At 67.9% G+C, this 20,447-nt stretch carries 19 protein-coding genes; 7 read left to right on the top strand and 12 right to left on the bottom strand.

All coding sequences use genetic code 11. The features are described from left to right. The first annotated feature begins 185 nt into the window (after positions 1-185). From AB0M15_RS00630 to AB0M15_RS00640, 3 genes are all read left to right on the top strand, one after another. Entirely contained in the window at positions 186-1,622 is a 1,437-nt protein-coding gene (locus tag AB0M15_RS00630; protein WP_363812478.1) for a polysaccharide lyase 6 family protein, read from the top strand. A gap of 62 nt (positions 1,623-1,684) precedes the next feature. Continuing rightward, a complete protein-coding gene (locus tag AB0M15_RS00635) occupies positions 1,685-2,224 on the top strand; it encodes a dihydrofolate reductase family protein (protein WP_363812480.1) in 540 nt (179 codons plus the stop codon). A gap of 18 nt (positions 2,225-2,242) precedes the next feature. Further along, positions 2,243-3,043 (top strand): methyltransferase domain-containing protein, encoded by an 801-nt coding sequence (locus tag AB0M15_RS00640; RefSeq protein ID WP_363812482.1) that lies wholly within the window; start codon positions 2,243-2,245, stop codon positions 3,041-3,043. On the opposite strand, the gene AB0M15_RS00645 is transcribed toward AB0M15_RS00640, so the two are convergent. Continuing rightward, a complete protein-coding gene (locus AB0M15_RS00645) occupies positions 3,018-4,037 on the bottom strand; it encodes a substrate-binding domain-containing protein (protein ID WP_363812484.1) in 1,020 nt (339 codons plus the stop codon). The genes AB0M15_RS00640 and AB0M15_RS00645 overlap by 26 nt on opposite strands. A gap of 197 nt (positions 4,038-4,234) precedes the next feature. On the opposite strand from AB0M15_RS00645, the gene AB0M15_RS00650 reads away from it, so the two are divergent. Next, complete coding sequence (locus AB0M15_RS00650) at positions 4,235-6,508, top strand: polysaccharide lyase 8 family protein (RefSeq protein ID WP_363812486.1); 2,274 nt, start codon at positions 4,235-4,237, stop codon at positions 6,506-6,508. On the opposite strand, the gene AB0M15_RS00655 is transcribed toward AB0M15_RS00650, so the two are convergent. Further along, positions 6,486-6,848, bottom strand: coding sequence for a hypothetical protein (locus AB0M15_RS00655; protein ID WP_363812488.1), 363 nt, complete (start codon positions 6,846-6,848; stop codon positions 6,486-6,488). The genes AB0M15_RS00650 and AB0M15_RS00655 overlap by 23 nt on opposite strands. Positions 6,849-6,934: 86 nt before the next feature. On the opposite strand from AB0M15_RS00655, the gene AB0M15_RS00660 reads away from it, so the two are divergent. After that, the gene (locus tag AB0M15_RS00660; RefSeq protein WP_363812490.1) at positions 6,935-7,474 is read left to right on the top strand and encodes a GNAT family protein; all 540 of its coding nucleotides are present in this window, start codon (positions 6,935-6,937) and stop codon (positions 7,472-7,474) included. Here the strand turns inward: AB0M15_RS00660 and AB0M15_RS00665 are convergent. Together AB0M15_RS00665 and AB0M15_RS00670 are read right to left on the bottom strand one after the other, a co-directional pair. Beyond that, a complete protein-coding gene (locus tag AB0M15_RS00665) occupies positions 7,454-8,233 on the bottom strand; it encodes a methyltransferase (RefSeq protein WP_363812492.1) in 780 nt (259 codons plus the stop codon). The two genes, AB0M15_RS00660 and AB0M15_RS00665, sit on opposite strands and share 21 nt — an antisense overlap. 38 nt (positions 8,234-8,271) lie before the next feature. Next, positions 8,272-9,201, bottom strand: coding sequence for an SDR family oxidoreductase (locus tag AB0M15_RS00670; RefSeq protein ID WP_363812494.1), 930 nt, complete (start codon positions 9,199-9,201; stop codon positions 8,272-8,274). Between the two features lie 97 nt (positions 9,202-9,298). Here AB0M15_RS00670 and AB0M15_RS00675 point away from each other — a divergent pair, with 97 nt between their 5' ends. Then, positions 9,299-9,967: a TetR family transcriptional regulator gene (locus AB0M15_RS00675; protein ID WP_363812495.1), complete on the top strand. Its 669-nt coding sequence runs from the start codon at positions 9,299-9,301 to the stop codon at positions 9,965-9,967. Here AB0M15_RS00675 and AB0M15_RS00680 read toward each other — a convergent pair. The 4 genes from AB0M15_RS00680 to AB0M15_RS00695 all read right to left on the bottom strand — a co-directional run bounded on the left by AB0M15_RS00680 (position 9,964) and on the right by AB0M15_RS00695 (position 12,000). After that, on the bottom strand, positions 9,964-10,335 hold the full coding sequence (locus AB0M15_RS00680) for a nuclear transport factor 2 family protein (protein WP_363812497.1): 372 nt from the start codon (positions 10,333-10,335) through the stop codon (positions 9,964-9,966). The genes AB0M15_RS00675 and AB0M15_RS00680 overlap by 4 nt on opposite strands. 77 nt (positions 10,336-10,412) lie before the next feature. After that, positions 10,413-11,264, bottom strand: coding sequence for an HAD family acid phosphatase (locus tag AB0M15_RS00685; protein WP_363812499.1), 852 nt, complete (start codon positions 11,262-11,264; stop codon positions 10,413-10,415). 59 nt (positions 11,265-11,323) lie between these two features. Then, on the bottom strand, positions 11,324-11,596 hold the full coding sequence (locus AB0M15_RS00690) for a DUF4242 domain-containing protein (protein ID WP_363812501.1): 273 nt from the start codon (positions 11,594-11,596) through the stop codon (positions 11,324-11,326). A 92-nt stretch (positions 11,597-11,688) separates the two neighbouring features. Continuing rightward, positions 11,689-12,000 (bottom strand): metalloregulator ArsR/SmtB family transcription factor, encoded by a 312-nt coding sequence (locus tag AB0M15_RS00695; RefSeq protein ID WP_363812503.1) that lies wholly within the window; start codon positions 11,998-12,000, stop codon positions 11,689-11,691. Positions 12,001-12,061: 61 nt separating this feature from the next. Between AB0M15_RS00695 and AB0M15_RS00700 the strand changes: the two genes are divergently transcribed. After that, positions 12,062-13,285 carry an MFS transporter gene (locus AB0M15_RS00700; protein ID WP_363812505.1) on the top strand — a complete coding sequence of 408 codons (1,224 nt, stop codon included), beginning with the start codon at positions 12,062-12,064 and terminating at the stop codon, positions 13,283-13,285. On the opposite strand, the gene AB0M15_RS00705 is transcribed toward AB0M15_RS00700, so the two are convergent. The 4 genes from AB0M15_RS00705 to AB0M15_RS00720 form a co-directional block, all read right to left on the bottom strand. After that, positions 13,271-15,772, bottom strand: coding sequence for a LuxR C-terminal-related transcriptional regulator (locus AB0M15_RS00705; protein ID WP_363812507.1), 2,502 nt, complete (start codon positions 15,770-15,772; stop codon positions 13,271-13,273). The two genes, AB0M15_RS00700 and AB0M15_RS00705, sit on opposite strands and share 15 nt — an antisense overlap. Beyond that, positions 15,773-16,249, bottom strand: a complete 477-nt coding sequence (locus AB0M15_RS00710; RefSeq protein ID WP_363812509.1) for a GNAT family N-acetyltransferase — start codon at positions 16,247-16,249, stop codon at positions 15,773-15,775. It abuts the gene before it with no gap. Between the two features lie 17 nt (positions 16,250-16,266). Next, entirely contained in the window at positions 16,267-19,878 is a 3,612-nt protein-coding gene (metH, locus tag AB0M15_RS00715; RefSeq protein ID WP_363812511.1) for a methionine synthase, read from the bottom strand. Positions 19,879-20,063: 185 nt separating this feature from the next. Beyond that, positions 20,064-20,363: an RpiB/LacA/LacB family sugar-phosphate isomerase gene (locus AB0M15_RS00720; protein WP_363812512.1), complete on the bottom strand. Its 300-nt coding sequence runs from the start codon at positions 20,361-20,363 to the stop codon at positions 20,064-20,066. Between the last annotated feature and the right edge of the window lie 84 nt (positions 20,364-20,447).

The following is a 20,447-nucleotide window of genomic DNA, read 5'->3' on the forward strand; positions in this document are numbered from 1 at the left end:
GATCTGCCCCCGAACTGCCCTGCGCTGCCCCACATCTCTTACCCGGCGGAACCTTGCTGGAACTACGTTCCGGCCCACGGGACATCGCCGAACGACACTCCGGCAAACGCTTGCCGAAGGCGCCGGGGCGGTCCCAGACTGAGCCACATTCACCACCCGGATCACCGCCCCGACCGGAGGACACCATGGACCGCAGGACATTCCTGACCAGTACCGCCCTAGGCGCCGGCCTCGCCGTCGCACTCCCCAACCTGGCCAGCGCGACCGTCACCCAGGCCCGCGCAGTACGGGTGACAACGCTCGACCAGCTGCGCTCGGCGATCGCCGCGGCCAACCCGGGCGACACAGTCACCCTGGCCAACGGCACTTACGCAGTACCGTCCGGACGGCCGATCGCGATCCAGGGCAAGCACGGCACCTCGACCGCCTCCATCATCGTGCAGGCCGAATCGGTCGGCGGAGTGACGCTCACCGGCAGCCAGGGCTTCACGTTCGCCGACTCGTCTTGGGTGACGGTCAGCGGCTTCCGGTTCCGGCAGAGCACGATGATCGACCTGCCGACCAGCTGCAGCCATCTGCGGATCAGCCGCAACGACATCCAGCTCGCGAACACCGAAGGTCTCAACTGGCTGATGGTCCGCTCGGACTACTCGAAGGTCGACCGCAACCACTTCCACAACAAGTCGTCGCTGGGCGTCTTCCTGTGCGTCGAAGGACCAGGGACGGCCGGGATGGCACGCGGGGTGCACATCCTGCGCAACTACTTCTCCGACCACACCTTCGGCGGTTCCAACGGCGGTGAGCCGATCCGGCTCGGGCTGAGCGGCCGGTCGCTGAGCGACGCCGGCGCGATCGTCGAGCAGAACCTGTTCGAGCGGGCCAACGGCGATCCGGAGGCGATCTCGGTCAAGTCGTGCAGCAACACGATCCGGGACAACACTGTGCGCAACAGCCTCGGCGGGATCGTGCTGCGGCACGGCAGCCGGTCGCGGGTCGAGGGCAACTTCATCCTCAACGGCACCAACGGGATCCGGATGTACGGCAACGACCACCTGGTGGTGAACAACTACGTCGAGAAGGTGACCGGCGCCGGGATCGTGCTCGGCAGCGGATCGGTACGCGACGACAAGCCGAGCGACTCACCGGAGAGCCGGAGGGGCAACGACGCCCCGGACCGGGTGACGATCGCGCTCAACACGGTACTTTCCTGCGGTACCGCGATCGCGGGCGAGTCGATGCGGACGCTGCCCCCGCTGGGCTGCACGATCTCCGACAACCTTCTGGTGGGTGACTCGGGTCGTCAGCTCGTCGACATGCCGTTCCAGCAGGGCATCACATGGTCGGGCAACCTGCTCTGGGGCGCCGCAGGCAACGGCAACATCCCTGCTTCCGGTTTCAGCCGCAAGGATCCCTTGCTGGCAACGGGTTCCGACGGTGTCCGGCGGCTGACCTCGTCGAGCCCGGCGATCGACGCGGCCAGCAGGACGTACTCCACCGTCACCCGGGACCTGGACGGCAATCCCCGTTCGGGCAAGGCGGACGTCGGCGCCGACGAGTACGGCACGGCCACGCCGATCAACCGCCCGCTGACCTCCACCGACGTGGGGCCGCAGTCTGCCTGACCGCCGGCGATGAGTTTCTCCAGGGTCGCTCGTCTCCATGACAACCGACTCTTGGAGGAAACATGGCAAAGGTGCTCTATGCGGTGACCATGTCGCTGGACGGCTTCATCGCCGGCCCGGCCGGCGACATGCAGTGGATGACCCCGTACCTCGGCCCGAACCCCGAGGTACGGGACCTCATCGGGCAGATCGGATCGCTGCTGGTCGGCCGACGGACCTTCGACGGCGACGACCCGAACAAGGGCCGCCCCGGTGAGGGCAAGGCTTTCGGTGGTGGGTGGGACGGACCGCAGTACGTCGTCACCCACCGTCCCCCGGCGAGCTCAGCTGCCGACCTGTACTTCGTCGACGACTTCGCGAGTGCGCTGGCGCAGGCGCAGGAGGCTGCTGGTGACAAGTACGTGAACGTACTCGGCGCGGACATCGCTCGGCAGTGCCTGGAGGCAGGCGAGCTCGACGAGGTGCTGACCTGCGTCGCGCCGGTGATGCTCGGTGACGGCGTCCGCCTCTTCGACCACCCGGGCGGGCGCACGGTCAAGCTCAAACGGCTCAGCGCTACGGAGGTACCGCTGGCGACAAACCTGTGGTTCGAGGTCGGCTGACAAGTTAGCTTCGTCGGCATGGACGAGAAGCAGCAGATGCTGCGGAACCAGCAGGCCTGGGATGCGCAGACGGGGGCGCACGTCGAGTCGGAGTTCTATGACGTCGCGTCGTTCAAGGCGGGCAAGAACTCCTTGCGGCCGTTCGAGCAGGAGGCGCTCGGTGACGTCCGCGGGCGATCGCTGCTGCATCTGATGTGCCACTTCGGGCTGGACACGTTGTCGTGGGCCCGACTCGGCGCTCAGGTCACCGGCGTGGACTTCTCGGCCGAGTCGATCGCCGCCGCGACCGCGTTGGCACAGGAACTGTCGATCGACGCGCAATTCCTCCAGGCCAACGTCTACGAGCTTCCGGGCGAACTAGATGGCGCCTTCGACTTCGTCGTGATGACTTACGGGACGCTGATCTGGCTGCCCGACCTCGACGGCTGGGCACGCGCGGCCGCCCGCTGCCTCAAGCCGGGCGGCACCTTGTTCGTCGCCGACTTCCACCCGACCGCAATGCTGTTCGACGACGAACTGGCCCTGACGAGATCGTACTTCCGTAGCGGACCCACCGAGCGCGAGGTCAAGCAGACCTACGCCGGCGAGATGGACCAGCCCCACATCCAAACCACCTGGCCGTGGACCGTCGCCAAACTCGTCACCGCCCTCGGCCGAGCCGGCCTGCACGTGACCCGCGTGGACGAACTACCTCTCGACCTCCGCCAGCGCCACCCCCTCATGACCCAAGACGACGCCGGCTTCTGGCGCCTCCCCGGCGATCCCGTACCCCTCCTGCTCATCTGCCAGGCGGTCAGACCGGCCCGGTCGACTCCCTGACGACGAGGCGCGGGACGAGTGATACCTGCCTGCGTGGCGCGTTGGGATCGGTCAGTCGGGCGCGGAGTAGCTCCACCGCGGTTCGCCCAACCTCGAGTTTTGCAGGGGAGACGGCGGTCAGGGGTACTTCGGACAGGTCGGCTACCTCGTCGTCGTAGCTGATCACCGACAACTCCCCCGGTACGTCGATGCCGCGAGCGAGCGCCGCGTTGAGCAGTACTGTCGCCTCGCGGTCGGCGAAGCAGATCACCGCGGTCGCCCTGCGACGCAGTACCTCGTCGAGGAACTCGTCGGCGTCGGCCGCGCTCCAGCGGTCGCGCGAGTCGATCAGGACGGGTACGTCGCCCAGGCCGGCCCTGACCTGCGGGGCAGTGTGCGGGCTGACGCGTTCCAGGTAAGCGATCCGGGTATGTCCGAAGCCGCGCAGATGCTTGAGTGCCGCCCGGGCGCCCGCCGCGTGATTGGTCCCGACGAACTCATGCACCGTCGCCGGATCCTCCAGGCCGCGCTCGACGAGCACGATCGGCAACTCCAGCTCCTCGAGCTCGGCCAGCCCTGACGGCCCATCGGGCGCGAGGATCAGCCCGGCCGCGCCCGCGCCGATCAGCCCGTCGACGGCCAGCCGCTCCTCGGCGCTGTCCCACTCGGTACTGCGCAACAACATCTGCGCACCCTGCTTGGCCAGCTCACGCTCGATCCCGACGATGATCCGCGGGTAGTAGTAGGTCATCGACGGCACCGCGACCCCGATCAGCGGGCCGGTCTCGTTGCTCGCGATGTACATCCCTGAGCCCTGCCGCCGATAGACCAGCCCGTCCTGCACCAGCAGGTCGACCGCCCGGCGCACGGTGTTGAGGCTGACCCCCTGCTCGCCGGCGATCTGCTGCTCGGTCGGCAACTTCCCACCCGGCCACCGCAGCTCGGCGATCCCCCGCCGCAACTCCTCCGCGAGATGCCGGGCCTTCTGCCCCCGCACCGCCTCCGACGCACTCATGCACGGACTCTACCTGGAAATTCATTAGCATGAATCTATTGACGGAAGGAATGACTTCCCAGAGACTCATCCGCAGGGGGTTGCTCCTCGTCCCGTGCAGTCGCGAGCAGGTGCCGAGTGCCGCGCAGCACGCACGGGGCGAGGAGCAACCCCCGCAGCTCTTCCTCAGTGATCCGCCTCTCTGAAGGAACCCCGCCATGCTGAAACGCCGTACGTTCCTGGCTGCCTCCAGCGCTACCGTCGCAGCGATGTCCCTCGGACTCCCCGCCACCGCCTTCGCCGCCCCCGCCGACTTCGCCGCACTGCGCGCCAAGTGGGTCGCCGACCTGACCGGTGGCGCGTCCCTCGACCCCACCGACCCCGACTACGCCGCAGCCCTGACCCGGCTCGACAACGCGGTCAAGGCATCGCTGGGTAAGCTCGACCGCTCCATCGGCCGCAAAGCCGTCTTCACCGACTACCCGCTCAACCAGGACCCGTCCGTCGCCAACACCTACGTCCGCTTGGAGCAGTTGGCGACCGCCTGGGCCACCCCCGGTTCGGCGTACCACTCGAACGCCTCGCTGCTAGCCGACCTCCAAGCCGCATTGGAGTCGATGGACCAACTGATCTACAACCCCAGCACGGTCGAGTTCGGCAACTGGTGGTCGTGGGAGATCGGCGCCACCCGCCCCCTCGCCAACACACTGGTCCTCCTGTACGCCGAACTCGCACCAGCAACCCGCGAGCGCTACTGCGCCGCCATCGACCACTTCGTCGCCGACCCGTACTGGATGTTCCCGCCCGAGCGCGGCAAGGTCCTCTCCACCGGCGCCAACCGGGTCGACCTCTGCCAGGCGATCATCGTCCGCGCGCTCGTCACCGACGACGAGCCAAAACTGACCCACGCGCGCGACGGCCTCAGCGACACCTGGCAGTACGTGACGACCGGCGACGGCTTCTACCGCGACGGCTCGTTCGTGCAACACACCTGGGTCGCCTACACCGGAACGTACGGCCATGTCCTGCTCAGCGGGATCAGCAAACTCCTTGCCCTGCTGGCGAATTCTCCCTGGCAGGTGACCGACCCGAAACGGCAGATCCTCTTCGACTCCGTCGCGAAGGCATACCTTCCAGTCGTCCACGACGCAAGGATGATGGACTTCGTCCGCGGCCGCGCGGTCTCCCGTTACAACGCCTCCGACCACAACGACGGCTACACCGCGGCCGAGGCGATCCTGCGCCTCGCCGCCGGAGTCGACACAACACTCGCGACGCAATGGCGATCCGCGGTGGCCGGCTGGCTGCAGCGCGACACCTTCGGAAACATGTTGTCGGGGGCAACTATCCCACGAGTGACCCTGGTGAAGTCGCTCCGCGGCGTGGCCCCGGCACCCGAGCGCGACGGGCATACCTTGTTCGCCAGCATGGACCGCTCGGTGCATCGGCGCTCCGGCTGGGCGTACTCGATCTCGATGGCCAGCCGCCGAATCGCCTACTACGAGTCAGGCAACGGCGAGAACGAGCAGGGCTACCACAGCGGTTCCGGCATGACCTACCTGTACGACAAGGACAACGGGCAGTACGCCGACGCCTTCTGGCCGACGGTGGACCGCACCCGGCTCCCCGGCACGACAGTGGACAAGCTCCCCCTTCCCCCGAAGGCAGGTGGCGAGTGGGGCGAGGCCCGCCCAACAACGGCCTGGGTCGGCGGCAGCACCCTCGACGGCTACGCAGCGGTCGGGCAGGACCTCCAGGGCCCGGTATCACCCATGCGCGCCCGCAAGTCCTGGTTCTGCCTCGACGAGTACGTCGTTGCGCTAGGTGCCGGCATCACGGGCAGCAGTGGCTATCCCGTCGAGACAGTGATCGAGAACCGCAACCTGCACAGCAGCGGCACCAACGCCCTGACCGTGGACGACCTCAGCCGCGTACCGACGCTAGGCGACTCCGCAACGATCAACAACGCCAAGTGGGCGCACCTGGACGGCGTAGGCGGCTACATCTTCCCCAGTGGCTCGACACTGCACCTCCGTCGCGAGGCACGGACAGGCTCCTGGCACGACATCAACACCGGCGGGCCCATCACGCCCATCACCCGTCGCTACCTGACCATGTGGCAAGACCACGGCGTCGACCCCAGCGGAGCGGCGTACAGCTATCTACTGGTGCCGGGAGCCTCGGCTGCCCGCACCAAGCAGCTGTCCAAGGGCTCCGGCCTGCTCGTACTGCGAAACACCGCTTCAGTGCAGGCAGTAACCAGCATGCCTCTCGGTATGACCCTGGTGAACTTCTGGCAGCCCGACCGAGTCGGCGACCTCCAAACAGACACGCCCTGCTCAGTGATCGCCCGCATCCGGGGCCGCAACATCGAGCTCGCCGTCTCGGACCCGACCCAGCTGGCCACCACCATCCGCCTGACCGTCATGGGCACCAAGGTCACCGTCGACGTCGCCGGTGCGGCCGGCGCTACGCGCTATCTGACGCTATAGCGCCACACATGATCGGGCGGATCTCCACTGCCAGTCCATCGATCCGTACGTCGGGAAGCAGGGCGGCCAGTTCGAGCGCGCGATCCAGATCGTCGACGGCGACGAGGTAGTACGCGCTCAGGTACTCCTCCCGGACAGGCGCGGCCGACACCTCTTGCCGGCCGCGCCTGCTGCGGATCACCGTGCTCCGCGAGGGATCGGCGAGCGCCTGCGTACCGACCAGCTCACCGGCCTCGGACGCGATCCGCTCGAACTCGCTGCGCCCGGCGTGCACCTCCTCGCGCTGCTCGGTCGTCAATTGCACCCCGGCGTCGACCTGCAGAACCAGCAAGTACTTCATCGCCCTCCTCCGTCCCGGTCCGCGCGCTGCGGCCCTCACCACAAGTACGCGGCCGAACGGCCCTTCTTGACATCCATACTTGGTGGATGATCACGACCGAACGACTGGAGCTGCGCCGTTTCCAGCCCGAGGACGCGGCAGCCTTCTCGGCGTACCGGTCGGTGCCTGAGGTCGCCCGCTTCCAGTCCTGGAACGCGCCCTTCAGCCCGGAGGAGGCGCAGCGGACCGTGGCGCGCTTCGCGGAAGGGGATCCGTTGCAGCCGGGGTGGTTCCAGTACGCGATCGCGCTCGACGGCCAGCTGATCGGCGACATCGGGCTGAACACCTTCGACAACCTGATGCAGGCCGACATCGGCTACACGCTGGCGCCGGAGTACCAGGGCAAGGGCTACGCGACCGAGGCGGTCGGCGGGCTGCTCGACCAGCTCTTCACCGTGCGGGAGCTCCACCGGGTCTCCGCGGAGGTCGACGCTCGCAATGTCGCGTCGGCTCGACTGCTGGAGCGGCTCGGGTTCCAGCAGGAGGGGTTCCGGCCGCAGAACACGTGGTTCAAGGACGAGTGGACCGACGACCTGCTGTTCGGCCTACTGCAGAGCAACTGGCGATCAGCTCGTAGCGCGGGCTGACCAGGCACGAGCAGTGAGCTCGATGGAGCCGTCCGGGTTGGCCGGCAACCGCGACTCCACCAGATGCCGGATCGCTGTCTGGGTGTCGGGATGAAGGCTGCGCAGGTAGGCAGGTCCAGGCCCTTGGCCACCGAGGAACGGCGTCCAGTACGCGTCGAATGACTCGAACACAGTCGGTACGACGATCGCGCGGGTCTCGATGTCGCTGAAGCCGGCCTCGGTGAAGAGCCCTTCGAGCCCAGCGGGATTGCAGAACGGGAACGCCCGGCCTTCGTCCCGCTCCCGATCGTCCGGTACGACGTCGGCCGCCGCTTCCCAGAAGTACCGCATCAACTGCATGCCATCGGCGTAGTCCCACACGTACACGCCGACCGTCCGGCCGATCTCCCGCATCCGGCGCAACGCCTCCACCCGCTCCGGAATGAAGTTGAGCACCAGCCCGGCCACCACCACGTCCACTGCCCCACCGACTGCCTCGACGCTCAGCTCGGCCGCGGACAGCACGTCGAAGCGAGCCCGCTCATCCGTCACCGCGCCCCGGGCAAACCCGATGAAGCCCTCCGACGGATCGACCCCGACCACTGCACTCGGTGCCGCACCCGCCAGGACCGCGCTCGTCAAGGCCCCGGTCCCGCAACCGACGTCGAGCCACCGCAGTCCCGCTGGCTGGTCCAGCCACTCCACGAACTCGACCGCGACCAGCCGGCTCCATCGCCCGACATACGACTCGTAGATCTCCCCCTGCGACCACTGACTCATCTCCGCACCATAGGTCGGCGCGGCCCACTCGGCCAGACTCAAGCGACGCGGCTGGGCAGGGAGACGCCGGTGAGGCGTTCGGCTTCCAGCCAGAGGCGTGCGTTCGTTTGGTCGTCGAGGGATCGGCGAGGGGCCTTGGCGAGCTTGGTCGGGCCGACGAGGCCGAACCTTTTGCTCGGACCGTAGTAGGCGCCGGCGGTTGCTTCGGGGCTGGTCGCCGCGTACAGCAACGGCTCGGCGCCTTGCTCGACCCCCTGCGACGGCAACGGGTTGAACCGCTCGAAGAACCGAACCAGCAAAGGCGTTTTGTCCAGGCCGAGGCTCGGGCCGGTGGACTGCAGATTGGTCCTGGTGAAGCCGGGGTGGGCCGCGTTGCTCATCAGGTTCCAGCCGCGGTCGTGGGCGATCGCCGCGAGGTGGTGGGCGAACATCAGGTCGGCCAGCTTCGACTGGGCGTACGAAGTACTGGGGCGGTAGCTCTGCTCCCATTGGAGATCGTCGAAGTTGATCCGGCCGAAGTTCGCCGCGCCGCTGCTCATCGTCGCCACCCGCGGCGCGGGCGCGGCCAGCAGCAGCGGGAGCAGCCGGAGGGTCAGCGCGAACGGGCCGAGGAAGTTGCTGCCGAACTGCAGCTCGAAGTCGTCGGAGGTGGTCATCCTCGAAGGCGGGGCCATCACGCCGGCGTTGTTGACCAGCAGGTCGATCGGCGCGCCGTCCGCGATCAGGCCGTCGGCGAACTCGCGGACCGACTCGAGGTCGGCCAGGTCGATCCGGCGGACCTCCAACTGCGCCTGCGGGTACTGCGCCAGGATCTCCGCCCGGGCCGCCTCGCCCTTCGACGGCGTCCGGACCGCCATCACGATCCGGGCGCCGGCGCCGGCCAGCCGCCGGACCGTCTCCTTGCCGGTACCGCTGTTCGCGCCGGTCACCACTGCGTACTTGCCGGTCTGGTCCGGGACGTCGTACATGAGCTGCTCCTTCGTAAAAGACTGCCGGTCTGTTACGAACGAAGTTATCAGACCGCTGGTCTGATGACAACAGACCAGCGGTCTGTAGGATGTGAGCATGACGACTTTCCAGCGGGCCCGGAGCGAGGAGCAGCGGGCCGTCCGGCGGCAGGCGATCCTCAGCACCGCGGCGGCGATGCTGGCCGAGATGCCGGTCGCCGAGCTCAGCCTGAACGAGCTGAGCCGCCGCGTCGGGCTGGCGAAGTCGAACGTGCTGAACTACTTCGACTCCCGCGAGGCGGTCCTGCTGGAGCTGCTCGACGCCGAGACGCGCGCCTGGATGGACCAGTTCGACGCCGAACTGACCGCGACCGTCGACCTCGACGCACCGGGCGGCGAGCGCGCCGGCCTGGTGGTCGACGCGATCGTCACGACGCTGGAGTCACGGCCGATGCTGTGCGCGCTGATCGCCGCGCAGGCCGCCGTACTGGAGCACAACATCTCCGTCGAGGTCGCGGCCGCGTTCAAGCGCAGCTCGATCGCGAACTACGCCGTGATGATCCGGCAGGTCCTCGCCCGCCTCCCCGAGCTGGGCGAGGACGGCGCCGGCCGGCTGATCGCGGCGACCGTGATGCTCACCGGCGCCATCTGGACGCACTCCCACCCCTCGGCCGCGATCCTCGCCGTCTACGAGACGGACCCCGAGGTCGCCGCCTTCCGGATCACCTTCGGCCCGGCCCTCCGCGACTCCCTGCAGACGGTCCTCACCGGCGTCCTACCGCGCTAGCACTCCAGCGGCTCCTCGAAGAAGACCGGACTCTGGTCGATGAAGACCCGGAAGTCCGTGATCAGGTCGGCCTCGTCAACCGTCCAGATCGAAACCGCCGGCACCGTGACGTCGCGACCGTCCAGCCGGGTGTAGGTCACGTTGGCCTCGGCGATGGTGGTGTCGTCAACTGCCCATTCGCGCAGCAGCTCATGCCTCAGCCCCTGCACCAAAGTGAAGAAAATCCCTTGGGTGGCGACGATCTCGTCCCGCCCGTTGGCCGGTTCACGGTTGCCGATGGCAAACCTCGCCCGCGGCGCGAGCAACGCCCCGATCCCCCGCACATCCTGTTTGTCGACCAGCGCGAAAACACTTTCCGCTGTTGGCATCCCCGTTCCCCCAATCAGTAGACGCAGTCGACGCTACCGATCAAGCACGGGACAGGCCATGCCTGATCAGGCGGGGATCAGGGCAGGTAGTAGTTCGGGTTCGGCAACTTGAAGGTGCGGTCGGCGTAGCCGCCCTTGAGGTCGCTGAACTGGTCGCCGAAGTTGGCGACGATGTCGTAGCCGAGGGATTCGATGTGGGCCCGGGTGGCGGACTTGTAGTGGATGGTTGTGCAGGAACCGTTGGGGTCGCCGGCGCAGGCGGTCTTGAGGTACGCCGGGTAGTCGGCGACGGCCGGCTTGGTGAACAGACCGTCCTCGCCGTTGCGCAGATCGGTCGGCTTCGGGTAGCCGGCGTCGACGCCGATGTTGTCGGCGGTCAGGTTGCCGAGGGTCGCCTGCTCCTGGGCCGCACCGCGCCCGGTGAGGTAGAAGATCGCGTAGCCCTCACGCTCGGCCGACTTCACCATGTCGACCATGCCGGGGACGGCCGGGAAGCGCTGCTCGGTGACGAAGGTCCCGTTGGTACCCGGGTTGAACGCCCAGTTGCTGGCGATCTCGTAGTTCCAGGTCGCCAGCGAGGTGTCGTCGACGTCGAGCAGGATCGCCTTGGTACCACGGGTGTGGTGCCGGCCCGCCAGGAAGCGGGTGCCGTCCTTGGCGACCGACCTGGCCTCCTTGGCGTAGTTGCCGTCCGCGGCGAAGGTACCGGTTCCCAGCGGGTCACCGTAGTAGTTGCGGAGTTGCTGCCGCAGTACGTCGATGTTGGTGACCTGCTTCTCGGACCGGGGCGTCGACGTCTGGATGGCCGGCTGCTGGGCAGCCACCCCCGCGGAGTACGCCACTCCGCCTGCCACGGAGGCAACGGCGAGAGTGACGACCCCGGTGAGGACCAGCCGGCGCGACGGACGGCGCCAGGAACGCTTGACCATGATCTCTCCCAAGTACGGGCTCAAATGCTTGCAAAAGCAAACTAACCCTGGGAGAGCCGTCAGTGGTAGAAGTACGGGTCGAGGACCCGGACCTCGGTGATCTTGGTGACCGGGAGGCCGTTGGTCTCGGCCGCGCTGCGGATCGCCTCGGGCGACGGGCCGTCGTACACGCAGTACGTCGTCTTGTGGTCCGGCGACACGTAGGAGTGCACCCAGGTCACGTCGTGCTGCGCGTTGCCGTCGACGACGTTCAGGCACGACTTGGCGCCGCGGTCGTCGGTCGGGATTTCGAGGCCTTCGGGAAAGCTGCGCTCTACCAGGTAGCGATTCATCAGCAGTGCCTTTCTTCGTTGTCGGGAGGCTGGGTCGCCTCCCACGAAGAACTCTGCCGATCCGCGGCCGCCCGGCCATCGGGAGCAGCTCCCTATGTTCGCCCGGTCAGCTCCCTATCTTCGGCGACCGCCATCAGTGCCTTGACCAGGTTGCCGACCTCCGGTGATGCCAGCTCGTAGCGGACCGTGCGCCCACTGCGCTCACTGGCGACCAGACCGACGGACCGCAGCACGGCCAGGTGGTTCGACACGTTCGGCTGGCTGGTCCCGGTGTAGTCGACCAGCTCGCTCACCGTCGCCTCGCCCTCGGTCAGGGCCATCAGCAGGTTGAGCCGGTTCTCACAGCTCAGCGCCCGGCCGACCTCGAGCATCACCGCCGCCGAAACAGCTTGACCACGTATCATCCGCCGATGATATCTTATCGATTCATCACCAGCCGCTGATATATCCCTGGGAGTCGACCCGATGAGCTGCGCGACCGATCTACCCACCGTGGTGGCACCGACCAGCTCGCCGTGGTCGCGGAACTTCCGCCTGTACTTCGGTGCGCGCACCACCTCGTTGCTGGGCGACGCGATGTTGCCGGTGGCCCTGTCGGTCGGGGTGCTCCAAGCCGGCTACGGCGCCGGCGGGGTCGGCTACGCACTCGGCTCCTGGACCGCCGCCGTCGCCCTCTGCATGCTGGTCGGCGGTGTGCTCGCGGACCGCTTCACCGCTCGCCGGATGATGGTGATCGCCGACGTCGCGCGCTTCGTCCTGCAAGCGGGCATGGCAGTGTTGTTCGCCCTCGGCACTCCCGGGTTGGCGACGATCGTCGTGCTGCAGTTCGTCAGTGGCGTGGCTACCGCGATGTTCCAGCCTGGTGTGGCCAGCATGGTCCCGCAGGTCGCCGACGACGTGCAGCGGGCCAACGGGATTCTCCGCATCGCCGAATCGATGGCAGCCGTCCTCGGGCCGGCGGCAGCCGGAGTGCTGGTGAGTGTCTCCGGGCCCAGCGTCGTCTTCGCGATCTACTCGGCCACCTACGCGATCAGTGCGCTCTGCTTGTTCGCCTTGCGGCTGCCCGGCGTCCAGCCGTCAGCAGGAGCAGCCTTCCTCGGTCAACTCGCCGAGGGCTGGCAGGAGTTCCGGGCAAGGCGCTGGTTGTCCAGTGTGATCACGATCTTCTTGCTGTACGGGTGTTTCGTCGTCGGGGTCTCCCTGCCGATCGGCGCCGACCTGATCGTGTCGAACCTCGACTCAGCCGCGCTGGGCATCGGGTTGGCCGCATTCGGCGCAGGTGGAGCCATCGGCGGCACTGTGGCGATCCGGATCCGTCCACACCGCCCACTGGCGGTCGGCTCGGCTGGTTGGGCTCTGTTCGCGATCTACCCACTCATCCCGGCACTCCATCCCGACCTGACCGTGCTGGTGATCGGCTGGGCTATTGCCGGAGCAGGGCTCGCCTTCTGGTCGGTCATCTGGTCCACGACCGTCCAGACACAGATCCCCTCTGAGCTGCTCAACCGCGTCTACGCGTACGACGTCGCCGGCTCGCTGGTGACCATGGCGCTCGGCCGAAGCATCGCCGGACCACTGGCCTCACTGACCGGGGAGCGGCCGCTGATGGTCTTCGCCTCCGGTCTCGGCCTGGTCTGCGCCGCCCTACTGCTGATCGTCCCTGCCACCCGCAAGCTACGCGTCGTGTAGCCGCAGCCACTCAGCCGCTTCCTGGCGCGACGAGACACCGAGTTTGCCGAGGATCGACGACACGTGGTGATCCACCGTTTTCGGCGAGATGTGCAGGCGGGCGCCGATGTCGACGTTGCGGAGGTCCTCGGCGAGTAGGGCCAGTACTTCGGTTTCGCGGTCGGTCAGGTGGGCGGGGTTCTCGCGGGTGGTGCCGCGGGGGCGCCGGGGCAGGCGCTGGATGCCGTTCTCGCGCAACTGCTTCGCGACGACCTCGGCTGTCGACCAGGCGCCCAACTGCTGCAGCCCGAACAACCCGTCCACCTGCCGCTCCGGGTCCTCACTCGCAGCCAGGGCCAGCGCAGCCTCGTACGGGCACCCGAGCTCCTTCCATCCCTCTCCAGTCAGATAAGGCTGAGCGACGTACTCCGGAAGCTCTGTCTCGACTCCCCCGAGCCGCAGTAGCTGCGCCAGCTCCCCGACCGCCCACGGATGCTTCAGCACCAGCGCGTGCTCATAGGTCTCCGCGACAAGCCCCTCGATCAGCTGAGGAGTCCCTTGCAGCCAGGCGTTCTCCGCCAGCGCCGCAGCGGCCGGCCACAACCGCTGCAGGTCCCCTGTCTGTACTGCGAGTTCCCACCCCCGCCGCAATGGCGTCTCCGCGTCAGGATCTCCCCGTCGCGCCCGAAGCCGGCCGAGCACCACATTGGCCACGATGTACGACGGCACGTGTTGGCTATGCGCAGCGAGCACCTCGGCCGCCTTGGCGCCGGCAGCAGACCAGTGGCCCTGCTCGAACAGGCTCCGCGACTGCCACGCCTGCACGTAGCTCCCGGATGCGTCCAGGTCGCGTGCTGAGCAGTATTCGGTAGCCGCTGCAAGCCAGTGGTCGGCCAGGGCGTACCGGCGTACCTCCCCGGCGCCGGACCCGAGATTGGTCATCGCCGAGGCGACGCCCATCTGGTCGCCGGTTTCGACCGCCGCATCCAGGCTGGCCGTCAGCACCTCGACTGCACGCTCAGGATCGGTCAGCCAATGCGCGCTGCCGACCGCGTTGAGCGCGCGACCCAATACCTGGGTGTCGCCGATCTGCTCCGCATAAGTGGCCGCTTTGGTCCCGAGGGCGATCGCTCCTGGCATGTCCCGGCCGAGCATGAGCAACCTGGCGAGCGCCGCGTACGCCGTCGCCAGCCCGAGCCCCGGCGTACCGGCTTCCACCAGGGCTACTGCCTCGCGCGCCATTGCGTGGGCCTCGGTGTTGCGGCCCGCCTTCCACAGCACGTGCGAGCAGCGAGCCATCACTGTGGCCTGCCTGTCGACCTCGCCCAGTGACGCCCACAGCTCGGCAGATCGCTCCGATGCCTTGACCGACTCAGCCAGGTATCCGCTGTTGTCGCAGGCCTCCGCGTTGTCTCGCCAGAGCGAGGCCTGCACCTCCACGGGTGCTCCGCTCGCGTGCCGCAACGCTCGCGCGTAGTGCTCAGCCGCCTGCCGGTAGGCGCCGACCTCTGCCGCTCGCCGGGCGGCCAGTGGCGCGTACTCCAGAGCAGCGGCACGATCCCCGGATGCTTCCGCGTGGTACGAGAGCCGTGCCGGATCCACCTCGTCCAAGCCGGCCAGGTAGTCCAGCACCTGCCCGTGCAGCAACGAGAGCCGCACAGCCGGTACGTCGGACTCGATCGCCCGCCGGGCAAGCTCATGACGGAAGCGGACGGTCTGCCCTTCCAGTTGAAGCATGCCGGACTCGATGCACTCCTCAACCCCCTTACCTGCAAGGGCAAGCTCGGCCCGGTCCGGCACCAGCGAGACAATGTCCAGTACAGCCCGACCGTCAGGGCCGAGTCGAGCAGCCCTGGCCAGTACTGCGTCCCGCACCGTGGCCGGTAGCTCCTCGCCCGGCGCACTGAGCGCCTCCGTGACGAAGAACGGGTTGCCGTCGGTCACCGCGAACAACTGGTCCGCGTTCAGCCCGAGCGGCTCGGCCAGCTCGGCCACTGCTGCCGGAGACAGTGCAGGCACCTGCAACCGGCGTACCGGCCGGGCGGTGGCCAGGTCGCCCAGGACTCGGCGCAGCGGGTGGTCGCGACCGACCTCCTCGGAGCGATACGTGACGATGACGAGTGCGGGCAGTTCGTCGATGCGGCGGCCGACGAAGAGCAGCAGGTCGAGCGTGGCCTCGTCTGCCCAGTGCGCGTCCTCCACAACAGTCACCGACGGTCCGGCGGCGAGCAGGTCGAGGAACGCGGTGAAGAGCGTGTGCCGGTCGGCTCCGGACGCCAGCAGGCCGGTCAGCGCGGAGTCGTGGCTCGACCTCGCGATGTCATGCAGCGGACCGAGCGCTCGAGGCGTACCGAGGGCGTCGCAGAAGCCGTACCGGACCAATGGCTGGTCGGCGCAGAAGGCGCGTACCAGTGAGGTCTTGCCGATCCCCGCCTCGCCGGAGACGAACACCATCGCCCCGGGCTCGACCTCCCGCAGCGTCGCCAGCAGCGCCTCACGCTCCAGCATCTAGACCTTCTTCACGTACCTGTGGCACGCCACCGGGATGTGTCCGTCGTCGGTGGTCGCCGGGTAGTCGAAGGCACCCGCGTCGATCCAGCCGCTGCGCTCGTAGAAGCGCCGGGCCCGCGCATTGCCGGTCGCCACCGCGAGCCAGGCCTCGTCGTACCCGTTGGCCATCACCTGCCGCTCAGCCTCGGCGATCAACGTCCCTGCGATCCCGGAGCCACGGTGCTCGCCGGACACGTAGACCTGCTCGACCTCGTCCCCGACGACCATCACGAAGCCGGCCACCTCAGCCTCGGCCAGTGCCACAGTCGTGTCGGGGATCCTGGCCGGTACCCGTTCCCAGAACGACTCCTTGGTGCGGATCGCGACCAGTTCGTCCGGCACGTTCCCGAGATGCCCGTCGCCCCATCCGGAGTACCAGATGGAGGCGATCGCATCGGCATCCCCCGCTCTCGCGGCCCTCAGCGTGACAGTCATCCCGTCACTGTAAATCCTCAGTCCGGGTCGTAGGCCAGGTTCGGGCGGAGCCAGCGCTCCAGTTCCGCCAGCGGCATGCCGCGTCGCTTGGCGTAGTCGGTGACCTGGTCCTTGCCGACCCGGCCGACGCTGAAGTACTTCGCGGCCGGGCTGGCGAAGATCAGGCCGCTGACTGCCGCGGCCGGGGTCATCGCGAACGACTCGGTCAGGCCGAGGCCGAGTTGGTCTGCCTCGAGCAGGTCGAAGAGCAGTTCCTTCTCGCTGTGATCCGGGCTCGCCGGGTAGCCGAGCGCCGGCCGGATGCCGCGGAAGCGCTCGGCGTGCAGGTCCTCCAGCAGCGGCTCCGCGTCCGGCTCGAACCAGCCCTTGCGCGCCTCCAGGTGGATCCACTCGGCGAACGCCTCGGCCAACCGGTCGGCCAGCGCCTTGACCATGATCGCCTTGTAGTCGTCGTTCTGCGCCTCGTACTTCGCCGCCAACTCCTCGGCGCCATGGATCGCCACCGCGAAGCCGCCGAGGTGGTCACCCTTCGGCGCGATGTAGTCGGACAGGCAACGGTTCTCGCGGCCGGCGGGCTTCTCGGTCTGCTGCCGCAGCATCGGGAACGAGACACCCAGGTCGTCGAGCAGGATGTCGTCGCCCTCGCTGTGCGCCCGCCAGTACGCGTAAGCGCCCTTCGCGGTGAACGAGCCGTCCGCGATGATCTGGTCGAGCAACGTGTTCGCGTCGTCGAACAGCTCCCGAGCGACGGGCTGCTCCAGGATGGCCGGGTACTTGCCCTTCAACTCCCAGGCCAGGAAGAGGAACTGCCAGTCGACCATCGCGCGCAGGGTCTCGAGATCGGGGGCTACCCGGCGTACGCCGATGAACTCGGGGACCGGAATCTCGCCGTAGTCGACGACCTCCCGATTCGCCCGAGCCGCCTCGACCGTCAGCATCGGCTTGCGCTGCTTGTTCGCGTGCTGCTCGCGGAGGATCTCCTGAGCGGCATGGTTGCTCACGGCAAGTTCTTCCGCGCGATCCTCGTCGAGCAGATCGGAGACGACCCCGACCACCCGGGACGCGTCGAGCACGTGCACCGTCGTGTTCTCGTACGCCGGTGCGATCCGGACCGCCGTGTGCTGCTTCGACGTGGTCGCACCGCCGACCAGCAAAGGAAGCTTGAGCCCACGCCGATCCATCTCGGCGGCGACCGCGACCATCTCGTCCAGCGACGGCGTGATCAGCCCGGACAGCCCGACGACATCGGCGCCCTCGGCAACGGCCGTGTCGAGGATCTTCGCGGCCGGCACCATCACGCCGAGGTCGATCACCTCGTAGTTGTTGCAGCCGAGCACGACGCCGACGATGTTCTTGCCGATGTCGTGGACGTCGCCCTTGACCGTCGCCAGCACGACCTTGCCCTGCCCGCGGACGTCCTCGGCGCGACCCTCCTGCCGGGCCAGCTCCTTCTCCGCCTCCATGAACGGCTCCAGGTACGCGACCGAGCGCTTCATCACGCGCGCGCTCTTCACCACCTGCGGCAGGAACATCTTGCCCGCGCCGAACAGGTCGCCGACCACCTTCATCCCGTCCATCAACGGGCCCTCGATCACCTCGAGCGGCCGCTTGCGGGTCAGCCGGGCCTCCTCGGTGTCTTCCTCGATGAAGTCCACGATGCCGTGCACGAGCGCGTGCGACAGCCGCTCCTCGACGGTGCCCTCACGCCAGCTCAGGTCGACCTCGCGCTTGGTGCCCTTGCCCTTCACGTTCTCGGCGAAGGCGACCAGCCGGTCGGTGGCGTCGTCGCGCCGGTTGAAGATGACGTCCTCGACCAGCTCCAGCAGGTCGGCCGGGATGTCCTGGTAGACCGCGAGCTGGCCCGCGTTGACGATTCCCATGTCCAGACCGACCTGGCCGGCGTGGTACAGGAAGGCCGAGTGCATCGCCTCGCGGACGATGTCGTTGCCGCGGAACGAGAACGACAGGTTCGAGATACCGCCGCTGATGTGGACACCCGGACAGCGCTGTTTGATCAGCGGCAGCGCGTCGATGAAGTTCTTCGCGTACCCGTTGTGCTCGGACATGCCGGTCGCGACGGCCAGTACGTTCGGGTCGAAGATGATGTCCTCGGGCGGGAAGCCGATCTTCTGCGTCAGCAGGTCGTACGCCCGGCCGCAGATGTCGACCTTGCGCTCGACGGTGTCGGCCTGGCCCTGCTCGTCGAAGGCCATCACCACCGCGCCGGCGCCGTAGTCGCGGATCCGCTGGGCACGCTCGAGGAACTCCTCCTCGCCCTCCTTCAGGCTGATCGAGTTGACCACGCCCTTGCCCTGCACGCATTTCAGTCCGGCCTCGAGCACCGACCACTTCGAGCTGTCGATCATGATCGGGATCCGGGCCACCTCGGGCTCGGTCGCGACCAGGTTGAGGAAGGTCGTCATCGCCTGCTCGCTGTCGAGCAGGTCGGCGTCCATGTTCACGTCCAGCAGGTTCGCGCCGCCGCGGACCTGCTCCAGCGCGACATCGACCGCGGCCTGGTGGTTGTCGGACTCGATCAGCCGGCGGAACCGCGCCGAGCCGGTCACGTTGGTCCGCTCGCCGATCATCACGAACCCGGTGTCCGGGCCGATCGAGAACGGCTCCAGCCCGCTGAACCGGGTCTGCTCAGACGCCGGGACAACGGAACGAGGCGGCAGCCCCTTGACCGACTTCGCGATCTCGGCGATGTGGGCCGGCGTCGTACCGCAGCAGCCGCCGACGATGTTGACCAGGCCGGACTGCGCGAACTCCTGCAGCATCCCGGCCGTCTGGTCCGGGGTCTCGTCGTACCCACCGAAGGCGTTCGGGAGGCCGGCGTTCGGGTGGGAGGCGACGTAGGTGTCGGCGAACCGGGCGAGGTCGGCGACGTGCGGGCGCATCTCGGCGGCACCGAGCGAGCAGTTCACACCGACGACGAGCGGCTTGGCGTGCTCGACGGAACTCCAGAACGCCTCGACGGTCTGGCCGGACAGCGTGCGACCGGACAGGTCGACGATGGTCACCGAAATCCACAGCGGGAGCTCGGGGGCGACCTCGCGGGCAGCGGCGATCGCGGCCTTGCAGTTCAGAGTGTCGAAGATCGTCTCGATCAGCAGCAGGTCGACGCCGCCCTCTTTGAGCGCCGAGATCTGCTCGGCATATGTGTCCTTGACCTGCTCGAACGACACCGCCCGGTACGACGGGTCCTCGACTCGCGGGGACAGCGAGAGAGTGACGTTCAGCGGGCCGACCGAGCCGGCCACGAACTTGCCACCGGCCTCGTCGGCGGCCTGGCGGGCCAGCCGGGCGCCCTCGAGGTTCATCTCCCGCACGAGCGACTGGAGGCCGTAGTCGGCCTGGCCGATGCTGGTCGCGGTGAACGTGTTGGTGGTGGTGATGTCGGCGCCGGCGTTCAGGTACTGCCGGTGGACGTCCAGGATCACGTCCGGGCGCATCAGGTTGACCAGGTCCGGGTCGCCGGTCACGTCGTGGCTGTGGTCGAGGAAACGGTCGCCGCGGTAGTCCTCGGGCGCCAGCTTCGCGCCCTGCAGCATCGTGCCCCAGGCGCCGTCCAGCACCGCGACCCGCTGGTCGAGCAAGGTCCGTAACTCGGTCTGACGATCCGTCACCGTCGGCCACCTCCAGAAGAGTTTCCGGAGGCGCCCTTACTCGGTCGAACCAGACCGAGCGTGGCGAGCCCCTCCGGGCCCGTCGCAGCGCCTCTCGACCTGGACTTCGATCTTACTGACCGAGACTCCCGAAGCAGAATCTCTGCCCAACTATTGAGATTACCCGCCAGTACTTGAGACAGCTCCTACAGCTCCCGGATGGCGTCGTTCCACAGCCGCGCACCCCGAGCCGTCCACGCGTCGCTGACGGTCGCCGCCCGTGCTCCCCGCACTTTGTTGGCGGCGATCGCAGTACCGGTGCCGGTCCAGCACATCAGTACGCCGAAATCGCACTCCCCCGAGACGACCGACTGGGCCAGCTCCTGGGACATGGTCGGCCAAGTGGTTGAGGCCGTCGGGGTGACCAGCTCGTGCTCCGACCGGAGGTAGGCCACGACGGCCTGCACGCATTCGTTGTCGTCGTCCGAGGCGAAGGCGATCTTCATGTCTCCAGCGTAGGTAGTGGGCTGGGTGAGATGGGCAGTTGCCACCGATGACCGCGCAGGGGCGGCTCGGTGAGGGTTGGGGAG

Source organism: Kribbella sp. NPDC051718, assembly GCF_040681515.1.
Taxonomy (GTDB): Bacteria; Actinomycetota; Actinomycetes; order Propionibacteriales; family Kribbellaceae; genus Kribbella.